Raw genomic sequence first — 13247 nt, forward strand, 5'->3', positions numbered from 1 at the left:
TAGATAGATTAGCAGCTGCCGTCAGCTGTAAGCTTTTGCTCGCTGTAAACCAGTGCATACCTATATCGGTCAAAAAAAGCGCAAATTTAATAGTCAAAACTCTCATCTTTAAGTTCATTTTCACGAAAACGATTAAAAAGACAGGCTTTTCGCCTGCCTTTTATACTTATCAATCCTTTGCACTTTCCAGAATTCCGCTTCCCGACGTTCCACCAAATTTCCGCAGATCGTGTACGTCTTTGAATTCCAGCAGAAGCCTTGTCCCATTCGGATTCGTATATAAGAAAACACGGTCCGCCGAAGCATACATAACACCAAATCCGCGGCCAAGGGAGCGTTTGCTGCTGTATCCAGAAGCGACAAACGTTTTGGGAAGATCATGCAGAGCAATACCCGATCCTTCGTCACGAACCAGAACCTGCAGCGCCTTTTCGTGTGCGAATACCGTTACCTCACCGCCTGTCGCATGTTTGAGCAGATTGGTCGCTGCCTCGGATACCGCAAGTTTAATCCGCATCATGCGCTTGGGATCATCCTTTGCCGTAAAGCCGGCTGCCAAGTCACGACTGCGCCCAACATCCGAGCGGCCGATAATTGACAAGCTGTCAAGGCGCTCGCCGAGACGATCCAGCAGTTCATTTTCCTTCAGGCAAAGAGAAACTTTCCCTTCCGAAAGCGCTGACATAATTTCGCGATAAGAATTCATCGTTTCTCCATGCAGCTTTTCCCGATAAGCGATAGCCGGTGTAATATCCGTCAGCGCAATACGAACTTCCCCGTTTTCCGGATAAAAGTGAGCCTCGTACGTCCGATCCTCGAAGTGCAGCAGCTCGTAAAAAGAATTCTGCTCATTTTCCGATCGCCGAGCCAGCCGGACAATTGAAGCTTCAAGCTCCGACTGTTCCAGCCCGTACAGAAGACCATCCGACGCAAGCTTCAGCATCGTGCTCGCTCCCACGTAAGAACCTTGATTTTCGGCATAGCTCATAGTCTGTACAGCTGTGTTTTTTGACTTTTCCGGCACCGGTTCGGCTGTGGAGACAAACCCATGCTGCCCGATTCGGTCACGAAGTCCCTGTACGACATGAAGATCAATCAAAGCGGCCAGCGAAGGATCAACCTCGCGACCAGACAATTTGCGCACGGACACGCATACCGATTCATTGTCGCTGTTTTGTCTAATCAGATGATCAAGTCGGCTGGATAAAGACAAAATACGGGATTCGTAAGGAATCTGTTTCTCTTTGAAACCTTCGGGGAAACCTTTTCCGTCCCATCGCTCGTGATGATGACGCACCCAGTGTGCTGCGCGAGCATCTTCGGTAATTGTACGAATGATTTCGGCTCCCTTTTCACTATGAGAGCGATATTCGTCTTCTTCGGAGATTGACAATGCGCCGCGTTTGTTAAACAGATATGCTGGAAGCGCCGACTTGCCGATATCATGCTGAATCGCAACCTGGACCAGTACCCGTTTTTTTTCACGCGGGTAAGCCAGTCGATCCAGCAAATAATCGGCAATGATTCCTGTGCGCATCCCGTGTCCTTCCAAATCCGGAGACAATCGTGACTCGAACAGCAGACTGAATCGTTCGAACGTACGCTGCCAACCTGCAACTTCCCTGACATAAACATTGGAGAAATAAACGATGAAGATCAAAAATAATCCTGTATATCCGACTTCGTAAAAAGTGTCTTTCTGCAGCAGGCTGTCCAAAAGGTGCGGAATGACCACAATACACAGAATGACCAGCACGATTGATTCGCGCAATCTTCCACGAATACCGAGAAGCACGGCTCTGCCCGACAATACTTTTCGAATACCGCCATCAAGCGGAAGCTTTACCGCTTTGAACGCGAACGCCGCGGCTGCTGCCTGCGTGTACAGCGAAGCTCCCGGCAGAGCCGCTTCCAGTCCGATTAGGGCAAGCGTCGAAGCACAGATGCTGAACGTATAGATACCGATCCGAAGCAGCCAGCGAACAGGATCATAAGTTTGGGTACGAAAACCGCACTGCCGGGCTTCATTTGCCAGAGAACTGATAAAGATACCTAACAATGCGGTATAGAGACCAAAACCGATCAGCAGTGCTAGGAAACCGATCAGACTGGCCCCCAGTTCATCCCCGCTGATCAATCGGACCGGAAACAGATCCAGCAGCAGCGTCAGCAGAAGGATGGGCAGTACATATGTCCATGATACTTGTCCGCCCCCGACTGCGAGAAGAGCTCCGTAGAGAAGGCCGATCAGCGTCAAGAACGAATACGAAGCTTTTTTATTGTTCTGTGCCAAATTCAATGAGGTATTCAAGCTGATTCGTTCCTTTCGCTGGGGATGTCCGGGGGTCCGGCTTTGTGATGCGCGTCAATTTAATTGAATGGACACAATGCAAACGTCATCATCTTTGTCCTTGCCAAGCAGGGCCAACTTTTCGGTGAATCGCTCGTTGGGCAAATAGCGGATGCGGGAAGCATAGGTTTCCAGTTCCCGTATGCCGGCTCGGATGGACTCTCTAGGCGTTTCGACCAATCCGTCGGTGTACAGCAGTATTTTACCGGGGTTCTCATAACGGTAAATCCCGCTTTTTCCCTCAATATTTTTCCGAATGCCTAACGGCACCCCCGTGCTTTCCAAATAATGTGCTTTCTGATCCGATGGGAAAAAAAGTCCTGGCGGATGACCTGCGTTGAAGTACCGGATTTCGCGCGCTTCCTGGTCGATGACCAAATAAATGGCCGTCAAGTAAATGGATCTCTGACTTCCGCCGAACAGGCTGCATACCTGTTTGTTCAGCTCCTGACACACTTCGGACGGTTCCGAGATTTGCTTGACGATTCCCGCAAGCAGCGAACGGATCGACATACTGATCAGCGCCGAAGATAAACCGTGCCCCGCCACATCAATCAGCATAACGCCGCAGCGCCGCTCGTCAATTCGCGTCCAATAAAACATATCGCCCGAAACTTCATCCGACTGGATGTATTGGGCATGAATTTCAATTCCTGATTCGACGAACGGTGCCGGCAGCACCGTTTTTTGCACACGTTTTGCCAACTGTAGTTCTTTAACAAGGCCGCTTTCCCGGCTTTTGCGAATATCGGTCTCTTTCTTAAGACGGATTGCCGACTGTACACGTGCAAGAAGCTCGTAGTCCGGCGCACCCTTCTCAATAAAGTCCATCCCGCCCACTCCAAAAGCTTCTTTAAAATGTCTGCGGTCACCCGTAAGAAAAATAATAGGCAGTTCCGCATAAAGCGAACATGCTTTGATTCGGCGGCAGGCTTCAATTCCGTCGATATCAGGCATAACAATATCCAACAATATTAGGTCAAAAGCGGCGGCTTTCCTTGGGAGGCTCTCTCCGCTTATACCGAGACGTTCCAACGCTTCCTCCGCGGAGGAAGCCGTCTCAATCTCCGAGTAACCGGCCTCAGTCAGCACCTGACTGAAATAAGCGCGGTTCATCATCGAGTCATCGACGATCAATATGCTCATAGCTTTTCTCCTCCGGCGCAAAAATCGTAATAGGGCGCCTGTCTGGGATTAAAAGAAGTAAAATTGGGTTACCTATATCATCGACGGGAAGGGCCCAATTGTTGAGACGACAAAAAGACTCTGCCCGGGCTTTTTTCTCCCAAAGACAAAGTCTTCTAAAATAAGATAATTCCTGCTGCCGCCGAAAGCAGTATAACAGCAAAAGGATGAAGCTTGTACCGGACAATGGCAATCAAGCAGCCTACGCCGATTAGCAGCATTCCCGCCGTCTGCCAGCTCCATAATGAATGCAAGGTCTGCTCGCCGAATCCGAAATGGATACCTGCATACAGAATAAGTGCCGCGACGACCGGGCGCAGGCCGTAAAATACAGCTTTCACCGCTCCGTTGTCATGCAGTCTAACGAAAAAAGCCGCCAGTACGACAACAAGCAGCAGCGACGGAAGCACCATGCCCGCAGTTGCTGCAGCAGCTCCAGCCAGTCCAGCCTGATTGTAGCCGATCAGCGTAGCACTGTTGGTCGCAATCGATCCGGGTGCCATCCCGGCAAGCGAACCGATCTCTCTAAAATCCGCTGCGTCCAGCCAACCCCGACTCATCGTCTCCCGTTGAATCAGGCTCATAACGGCGTACCCTCCGCCGAATGCCATACAGCCCACTTTAAAAAAAAGGATGAACAGCTCCCCCAACATACGCTTCCTCTCTTTCTTAGATGTAGTATTCGGGCAGCATCGCCTGTTCGTTCTGGGATTTGTGTTCGGGTTCCGTTCTTGGCTCCATCCCACGCATCCGCCGGATTCCCGATACCGTAAACCCCAGTATCGGTCCGGCCGCGATCAACCAGAGCGAATGAATATCTGTCAGCAGCAGCAAACCGAGCGACACCGCTGCAATTCCGAAGCTGACGGCATCAAACAGTGAAGTACGAGCCATTTTCCATGCCGCCAGCATAATCAGTGCCGTAACTGCCGCATGCACCCCTTTAAGAGCGGCTTCCACTTTGGGCTGATCTCGAAAAAAAGAAAAAGTTAAACTCAGCAGCAGTACGATAGCCAGCGTAGGCAGCGTAATTCCAATCACTGCGATGGCTGCACCTGCCAAACCTCCCAATCTATATCCGACGAAAGCCGCCGAATTTACAGCGACACCCCCCGGCGCCGAACCGGCCACCGACACCATGTCTCTCATTTCGTCCCGATGCATCCACTCCCGCCGCTCCACAATTTCTTTCTCAATCGTCGCAATCATTGCGTAGCCTCCGCCAAAGGTTGAGGGACCAATCTTGAGAAACGCTGCAAAAATCTGCGGGAGCATCCGCAATTCTGCCCTTCTTTCGGCCGCCAGCTTCATATGCGTGCCTCCTTTTGTTCCGAAACTCTCTATATTAATCCGCACAACGCAGTCTTTTATAGTATAGCACATTCTCTCAATTTGATTTTAAGTAAGGCAATAAATAATCAAAAAAGCTAAAAAATGAAGAAAATCGCTTTATAATAAGCTAAGTATGTACAACTATTTTTCAAAAAGAAATAAAGTTGATTATTCCTATGTTTTAACTATAGAAATGAATGCCTTGCTCCTTTATACTGATTAATAACCAACCAAAAAACTCGGAAATGGAGAGATACGACTGATGATCGCCCGTTCTCAAACTTCGATTCGCAAAGATGTGTACAGGCGGATTCTCGAATTAGGCACCGTGTCCAAAGCTGAGTTGATGCAAGAATTTACGCTGACGAGCAGCAGCATGACCCGGCTGCTCGATGACCTGAATGCTCAAGAAATCATTCGGGTATCGGGACTCGGCAGCTCAACCGGCGGTCGCAAACCGATCTTGTTTCAAACCAATCCTACATATCGCTACCTGCTCGGCCTCGAGATCTCGCGTATTTATTCTACGTTGGGACTGTACGACATGCAGTTGAATATGCTGGCCTCGGTTCGCTGGAAGATGGATCCGGGCATGACTCCAGAACGTCTTGTCGATCGCGTTGGACAAGAAGTGGAGACATTTCTAAATGAACATGGGCTTCAGCGGGATAAACTTCTGGGGATTGGAGTCGGTGCGGTCGGACCTCTTGACCGGGAGCGGGGGCTAATTCAAAAGCCGGAATTTTTCCCTGCGTCCGGTTGGGACGAGGTGCCGATCTGTGAACTGTTGGAACGCCGTCTCGGTGTAACGGCCCGCTTGGATAACGGCTCCAATGCCGCGCTGCTCGGCGAACACTGGGCACTGCGCGGCCGAAGTGCCAGGCATCTGCTGTACATCCATGCGGGTATCGGACTGCGGGCAGCCATGATGTCTGAAGGGCGGCTGATCCGCGGCGCAGCGGATGCCGAAGGCGCTGTCGGCCAGATGATTATCGCGACCGACGGCCCTCGATTCGAAGGACGGGGCAACCACGGGGCCTGGGAAGCTTTTGTCTCCGTACGTACGCTTGAACATCGAGTGCGTACCCAAATCAAGATCGGCCGGCCAAGCATGCTTGGAGGTCGGCATCCGGATGATATTCGATTTGCCGACCTGATTGAAGCATTGGAAGCGGACGACGCACTCGTTAAGGAACAGTTTACGGAAGCGGCCGCTTATCTAGGAATCGGGATCGCCAATCTGATCAATGTGATGCATCCGGATATTGTCGTGCTCGGCGGACCGCTGATCGAAGCGCATCCCCTTGTCTATGAAACTGCCGTTGCCACCGCATTGAAAAATACCGCCAGCGGACGCGAATACAGCCCCGCCTTCTCCCTGGCGGAGCTGAAAGAAAATGCCGTAGCGGCAGGAGCAGCCTTGATGCTGCTTCAAGAATGGGAGGTCTGAGTAGGAACAGGTCTCGGGACTGCCACCAGCGTTCTGCGGCTTCAACGCGTATGCCGCTGCCTGAAGCGCAGCGGAGATATGCCGAAACGCTCCGCAAAGCGGCGCGAAAAATACGGAGCTGTCTCAAACCCGACTTTCTCCGCCACTGCGGCAACGGAAGACTCCGTGCGAAGCAGCAAAAGCCGGGCCTGTTCCAGTCTGCATTCCTCTAAATACTCCATCGGTGTCAGTCCATTGACCCTCTTCATGCATCGGGTCAAATAGTTGTAATGGAAATGCAGAGCCTCTGATAATGATGCCGCAGTCAGCGGCTCTGCATAATGAGCACGAATATAGCTTTCCGTTCGCTCGGCGACACTTTCCGCAGGACTGCCTGCCGGCTCGCGTCGGCGCAGGTCCAGCGAACGCAGCAGCTCTTCGAACAGCCTCTGGCGTTCCCATACCGCACCGGACAGGCTCCGTTCGATCAGACGAAGAAGCCTCTCCCCTTCTCCGCTCCCTCCCGGGGCTCCGGGGAGCGTACCGAACTGGGGCAGACGAATGGTATAAGGCGGTGTACCAAAACGGGCCGCATGATGATCCCGGTCCGCAAATGCGGGTTCCGTTCCACCAGCCACTCCCCATTCTCCCAATTCACGAAAATGAACCCATACAAAGCTTGTCTCTTCCTCGCATGGACGAATCGAATAGTGATAGCGGTCCGGAAGCAGCAGAAGTGTACGGCCCGCCTTCACCTCCCACTCCAAATCTTCTTCTCCGATATAAAGCGTCCCCCTCTCTACCAGAATCAAGTCGAATACGCCCATATTCCGGCGGTTCGGATGCTCGTCTCCCGGCGAATAAATGCTTCTGCCGCAGTCCATAAAATACGGAAAAGGCGGCGCGGCAAAATAAATGACAGGTTCATTGCTCTGCATGCTTGTTCACTCCTTCAAGACCCTTACTTTCTTGGCAGTCGTTTGTGTTCTCCCGGAGAAGCGCAATCCTTTCATATATCTGCACACAAAATAGAAAGCGTATTTGCTCAGTGTGAAATCGGACAAGAAATTGGGGCATTTTATCAATCGTTCCCTTTTATTTTAAGGAATATAATAGAATTGTACCAGGCTTAAATCTCACATTTTATCAAGCATACCGGAACTGTGCAAATCCACTACCGTGAAGGGACAGAAGCCGAATGAATCCGATATCCAATCATGCCGCCTCACCTACAGACACTGCTGTAACCGACCCGTTCTGGTCCCGTTATATCGAGCTGGTCCAAACTACGGTTATTCCCTATCAATACGAAGCAATTCACGATCGGGCACCCGGCGCGGAACCAAGCGGCGCCGTTCAGAACTTCCGAATCGCCGCCGGTCTGGCGGAAGGCGAATTTGTCGGCTGGGTATTCCAAGACAGCGATCTGGCCAAGTGGCTGGAAGCCGTCGGATATTCGCTGCAGCTTCGCCGCGATCCCGATCTTGAACGACGAGCGGACGAGTTAATCGACTTGATCGGTGCCGCTCAGCAGCCGGACGGCTATCTGAATACGTACTTCACCATCAAAGAACCGGGCAAACGCTGGACCAACTTGACTGATTGTCACGAACTCTACTGCGCCGGGCATATGATTGAGGCAGCTGTCGCTTACTATGAAGCGACAGGCAAGGATAAATTGCTGCAGATCATGAAGCGAATGATCGTACATATCGAAACGGTCTTCGGACCCGAAGAAGGTAAGCTTCGCGGCTATGACGGACATCAGGAGATTGAATTGGCACTGGTTAAACTTCATAATCTAACCGGTGAAGAAAGCTACCTGAAGCTTGCGGCTTTCTTCATTAATGAACGCGGTCAAGAACCGAATTTTCTGCAGGCCGAATGGGAACGGCGGGGCCGAAAAGGTCATTTCAATCCGCTTCCGCAGAGCCGTCTTGATCTCTCCTACTTCCAGGCGCACAAGCCAGTGCGTCAACAGACGGAAGCGGTCGGTCATGCTGTACGCGCCGTCTATATGTACACCGCAATGGCCGATCTGGCCCGTCTTACCGGAGACGTCGAACTGAAAGATGCCTGCCGCAGACTGTGGCACAATGTTACCCGCACCCAAATGTACGTAACGGGCGGTATCGGCTCGACCCATCATGGCGAAGCGTTTACGTTCGATTACGATCTGCCGAACGATACGGTCTATGCAGAGACCTGTGCCTCAATCGGCCTGATCTTCTTCGCTCAGCGCATGCTTCTGCTCGAACCGAATTCCGAGTACGCCGATGTGATGGAACGGGCGCTGTATAACAACGTTCTGGGCTCAATGGCTCAGGACGGCAAGCATTACTTTTACGTCAATCCGCTGGAGGTCTGGCCTCAGGCCAGTACCCATAATCCGGGACGCCATCACGTCAAATCCGAGCGCCAAGCCTGGTTCGGCTGTGCCTGCTGCCCGCCAAATGTCGCGCGGCTGCTAACATCACTAAACCGCTACATATATACGCAGCGCGGCGACACGCTGTATGCCAACCTGTATATTGGAAGTGAAGCCGCTGTCCAGCTGGGCGAACACGCCGTTACGGTCAAACAGCGAGCGGAACTTCCTTGGAGCGGCTCGGTCTCTTTTGAAATCGGCAGCAGTCACGAAGTTCAATTCGCTCTTGCTCTGCGGCTGCCGGGATGGTGTACGGAGATGACCGTGTCGGTCAACGGCGAAGCGGTGGCCTTTGGCCGGGAAGACCTGCAGAACGGGTATTTGCTCCTTCGCCGCTTGTGGCAAAACGGCGATATTGTCAAAGCCCACCTGAAGATCGAGACCCGGCTTGTTTACGCCGATCCTCGAGTGCGTGCCGATGTGCATAAAGCAGCAGTCCAACGCGGACCGTTGGTCTACTGTGTGGAAAGCGCCGATAACGGCGAAAATATCGCCGCTCTGCGATTGGGACAAAGCGACTTGTTCAATGAATATCCAGCCAAAAATCTGCCGGACGGCACAATCGCTGTCGAGACGGAAGCTTTTCGCAGCATAACGAATCAAGTCGACGACGGCAAATCTGCTGGCGAACTCTACCGGAGTGCTCCTCCGGCCTCACAACCGGTTCGTCTTACTGCAGTGCCTTACTACTTATGGGGCAACCGCGGCCAAGGAGAAATGGCCGTCTGGCTGACGACTTCCGGTAAATAACCAATATTCTATTCCTCTCGAAGAACGGAGACCTGATATGACTACCGAATATTCCGAACTGACAGTGCTGCTGCGCGATTATCCCTTAAATCGAGTACGTATTGACGATCCTTATCTGCAGAATGCTTTTGCCAATGAGATTCGTTATTTGAAAAGCTATGAAGTCGACCGCCTGCTGGCAGGATTCCGTGAAACACGCGGACTTGATCCGCTCACCGATAAATATCCGGGCTGGGAAAATACCGAGATTCGCGGCCATACGCTCGGCCATTATCTTAAGGCGCTGGCTCAGGCCTATGCCGTATCCCGCGACTCCGAACTGCTGCAGCGTCTTCACGCGCTGATCGACGGACTTGCGGAGTGCCAGTTTGACAGCGGCTACCTGTCGGCTTTCCCGGAAGAACTGTTTGATCGGGTAGAACGCAGACAGCCGGCATGGGTACCCTGGTATACAATGCACAAGATCGTTGCCGGCCTCACTGCCGCTTTTGAAAATGCCGGAAGCCAGAAAGCGCTGGAAATCGTGTCCAAGCTGGGAGATTGGATCGCTGCTCGTACTTCGGCCTGGTCGCCGGCAGTACAAAGTGACGTCCTCTCTGTCGAATACGGCGGAATGAACGACTGCCTTTACGATCTGTACAAGCTTACCGGAAATCCTGCACATCTCGACGCGGCGCACAGCTTCGACGAGCTGACGTTGTTCGAACCTGTTCGCGAAGGTCAGGATATTTTGAAAGGCAAACATGCCAATACGACCATCCCGAAATTTCTTGGCGCTCTGAATCGTTACCGTACGCTGGGCGACAGCGAGCGCTTCTATCTTGAGGCGGCCGAAAGCTTTTGGACTATGGTCGTGGAGCACCACAGCTATGTGACGGGCGGTAACAGCGAATGGGAACATTTCGGAGAGCCGGACAAGCTGGACCGCGAACGATCCAACTTTACTGCGGAAACTTGCAATACGTACAATATGCTTAAGCTGACACGCGAATTGTTCAAGCTGAGTGGAGATCCCAAGTACGCAGACTTTTATGAAAACACGTTCCTGAATGCCATCTTGTCATCCCAGCATCCGCATACCGGGATGACCATGTACTTCCAGCCGATGGCGACCGGATATTTCAAAGTGTACAGCTCGCCGTTCGATCATTTCTGGTGCTGTACAGGAACCGGCATGGAAAGCTTCACCAAGCTGAACGACAGCCTCTATTTCTATGGCGAAGACGACATTCTCGTCCATCAATACATTTCTTCGGAATTGGATGCCGAAGAATTCGGCCTGAAGCTGACCCAGCGCTCCGCCCTGCCGGAATCCGATACGTCCCTCTTCACCGTATCGCTGAGTCAGCCGCAGTCCCGGGCGGTGTCGCTTCGCTTCCGTCTGCCGGAGTGGCTGGCCGGCGAAGCGGAGATGACGTTGAACGGCAGTCCTGCCGTCTTTGAACAGCAAAACGGCTGCGCCGTAATCCGGCGTGTCTGGAACGAAGCCGACAAAATCGAACTTCGTCTTCCGATGACGCTGCGCGCCGTCGGTCTGCCCGACGCGCCGCACGCTGTTGCGTTCAAATACGGTCCCGTTGTACTCAGTGCCGGACTCGGCCAAGAAGATATGACCGAATCCGCCACCGGCGTTGCGGTCAGCGTTCCGACAAGAAGCATGCTCATCAAAGACTTCATTACCGTAAGCGGCAGCCCCGGCCAATGGCTGGAATCGTTCGCTTCGCGCTGGGAGAAGCGCGGCGAAGCGTTGGAATTCGTTCTCAAGGGTACCGACGAAGACGAACGGCTTGTATTTACGCCGCATTATAAGCGGCACGGCGAGCGCTACGGCATTTACTGGCGGATCGTCCAAACGGATTCTCCAGAGCTGCAGCAGCATATTCTGGAAGCCAAACGGAAGAGCCGTGTGGAAGATGCAACTGTAGACAGCCTGCCGGTCGGCAATGACCAGTATGAACTTGAGCATAATATCCGCGGCGAGCAGACATTCGTCGACGTCTGGGACGGCAGTACAACACGCCGAGCTGAGAACGGCGGATGGTTCGGCTATACGCTGAAGGTTCGCCCCAACGAGGAACATGTCCTGGACGTGACTTTCTTCTCGGGGCATCGCGGAGACCGGCCGATTACAATCGAGGCTGGCGGGGCGGTAATTGCCGACGGCATCCCGCCGTCCAATACTCCGCGCGGTTTCCATTCGCACCGCTACACGCTGCCTGCGCAGTTGATCGGTGAACGGGAATCGCTTGACGTTACGTTCAAAGTAACCGGCGAGGAAACAGGTATTTTCGAGATTCTGCGGATCATGACTCCATTCGATACCGATTCGGCACTGTGTCAGTTGGAATTCGATACCGGTACATTGGATAAGCCGTTTGATCCGTCGAACCTGCATTATAAACTGTCCGTGCCTGAGGATACCGACAACGTCTCCTTCCTTGCCGTCCCGGCGAAGAAAAACGGACTTGTGTATGCGGATGGAATACTCATTGAGGATTCGACGCGCCGGACCGTTCAGCTTGAAGGTGAGAACCTAACTCTTCATTTGACTTCGACCGCCGAGGATCACGAAACAACGCGTGATTACATCATCGAAATCGTACGCGAGCGGCGCAGCTGATTCAGAGCGGTATAGTCTTTACGGCCCTGCACATTCCCGCTGCTCCTATTGCAGTTACACAAAAAAGATCTTCCCATTATATAAATGGGAAGATCTTTTTTCGTAAACCCGTTCTCGGCTTCTTTATCAATCTTTTGTTGATTCTTTATCGACTTTTGTCGATTAGCCCTGCTGCATCACTGGCGTATCCGCTGCCGGAACCCCGAAGTCCGGCGTTCCGTCCTCTTTCCATCCGAAAGCCATGACTCGCGTATGCCGATTAGGATCGTACAGCGGATCTCCCACAATCTCTTTGTAACTGCGGGCATGATAGACCAGTATATCCTCTCCGTCTTCCCCTACCGTGAAACTGTTGTGTCCCGGACCATATTGGCCGTTCTCCTCGCTCGTCTGGAATACGGGTTCCGGCAGCTTAGTCCATGAAGCCGGGTCCAGCAGGTCGGCGTCTTCGTCAGCAGTCAGCAGTCCCATACAGTAGTTGTGATCGGTAGCACTGGCCGAGAATGTCATCCAAATCCGGCCTCCGCGCTTCAATACTGCCGGGCCTTCATTGACAAGAAAACCAATTTTCTCCCAATCGTATTCCGGAGTTGAGATCATGACCTGCGGTCCTTTTAACGTCCAACCGTTTGCCATTTCCGACAAGTACAGATTGGAGTTGCCCGGAATTTCAGGATCTTTTTGCGCCCAGACATAGTAGCGCTTCCCCTGATGTTCGAACGAAGTGGCGTCCAGCGCGAACGATTCCCAAGCCGTTTTCATCTGTCCTTTTTCCGTCCATTGTCCTTCGAGCGGATTGGCCGACTCGTTCTCCAATACATACATCCGGTGATCGAACAGTCCTTCATTGGTCTCCGTCGTATGCGCTGCGGCGAAATAAATATACCATTTGCCGTCTATCAGATGCAGCTCCGGTGCCCAGATGTTCGCACTCATAAGTCCGGACTCGCGCTTACGCCAGACTACGACCGGTTCCGCATCCCTTAGTCCTTCCAGCGTCATCGACCGCCGCAGCTCAATTCGGTCATATTCCGGTACGGAAGCGGTAAAGTAATAAAACCCGTCGTCATGCTTGTAAATGAAAGGATCGGCCCTCTGCTCGATCAGGGGATTGGCATATGTTTTCAAAACGTCCATCGTCATCGCTCTCCTT

9 protein-coding genes are annotated in these 13247 nt (G+C 52.4%); 3 read left to right on the forward strand and 6 right to left on the reverse strand.

Annotated features, from left to right (window positions below):
• Positions 1–169: 169 nt before the first annotated feature.
• The 4 genes from F456_RS21720 to F456_RS0104235 form a co-directional block, all read right to left on the reverse strand.
• Positions 170–2311 (reverse strand): HD domain-containing phosphohydrolase, encoded by a 2142-nt coding sequence (locus F456_RS21720; protein ID WP_018975758.1) that lies wholly within the window; start codon positions 2309–2311, stop codon positions 170–172.
• Between the two features lie 54 nt (positions 2312–2365).
• Positions 2366–3496 (reverse strand): PP2C family protein-serine/threonine phosphatase, encoded by a 1131-nt coding sequence (locus tag F456_RS0104225; protein ID WP_018975759.1) that lies wholly within the window; start codon positions 3494–3496, stop codon positions 2366–2368.
• A gap of 155 nt (positions 3497–3651) precedes the next feature.
• Positions 3652–4188 (reverse strand): chromate transporter, encoded by a 537-nt coding sequence (locus F456_RS0104230; protein WP_018975760.1) that lies wholly within the window; start codon positions 4186–4188, stop codon positions 3652–3654.
• A gap of 16 nt (positions 4189–4204) precedes the next feature.
• The gene (locus F456_RS0104235) at positions 4205–4846 is read right to left on the reverse strand and encodes a chromate transporter (protein ID WP_018975761.1); all 642 of its coding nucleotides are present in this window, start codon (positions 4844–4846) and stop codon (positions 4205–4207) included.
• 283 nt (positions 4847–5129) lie between these two features.
• Between F456_RS0104235 and F456_RS0104240 the strand changes: the two genes are divergently transcribed.
• Positions 5130–6317, forward strand: coding sequence for an ROK family protein (locus tag F456_RS0104240; RefSeq protein WP_018975762.1), 1188 nt, complete (start codon positions 5130–5132; stop codon positions 6315–6317).
• 41 nt (positions 6318–6358) lie between these two features.
• On the opposite strand, the gene F456_RS0104245 is transcribed toward F456_RS0104240, so the two are convergent.
• The gene (locus F456_RS0104245; RefSeq protein ID WP_018975763.1) at positions 6359–7234 is read right to left on the reverse strand and encodes a helix-turn-helix transcriptional regulator; all 876 of its coding nucleotides are present in this window, start codon (positions 7232–7234) and stop codon (positions 6359–6361) included.
• A 260-nt stretch (positions 7235–7494) separates the two neighbouring features.
• Here F456_RS0104245 and F456_RS0104250 point away from each other — a divergent pair, with 260 nt between their 5' ends.
• Positions 7495–9474 (forward strand): glycoside hydrolase family 127 protein, encoded by a 1980-nt coding sequence (locus F456_RS0104250; RefSeq protein ID WP_018975764.1) that lies wholly within the window; start codon positions 7495–7497, stop codon positions 9472–9474.
• A gap of 37 nt (positions 9475–9511) precedes the next feature.
• Entirely contained in the window at positions 9512–12094 is a 2583-nt protein-coding gene (locus tag F456_RS0104255; RefSeq protein WP_018975765.1) for a beta-L-arabinofuranosidase domain-containing protein, read from the forward strand.
• Between the two features lie 162 nt (positions 12095–12256).
• Here the strand turns inward: F456_RS0104255 and F456_RS0104260 are convergent, their stop codons facing one another.
• Positions 12257–13231: a glycoside hydrolase family 43 protein gene (locus tag F456_RS0104260; protein WP_018975766.1), complete on the reverse strand. Its 975-nt coding sequence runs from the start codon at positions 13229–13231 to the stop codon at positions 12257–12259.
• Between the last annotated feature and the right edge of the window lie 16 nt (positions 13232–13247).

It is taken from the genome of Saccharibacillus kuerlensis DSM 22868 (assembly GCF_000378145.1).
In the GTDB taxonomy this organism is placed as follows: Bacteria; Bacillota; Bacilli; order Paenibacillales; family Paenibacillaceae; genus Saccharibacillus; species Saccharibacillus kuerlensis.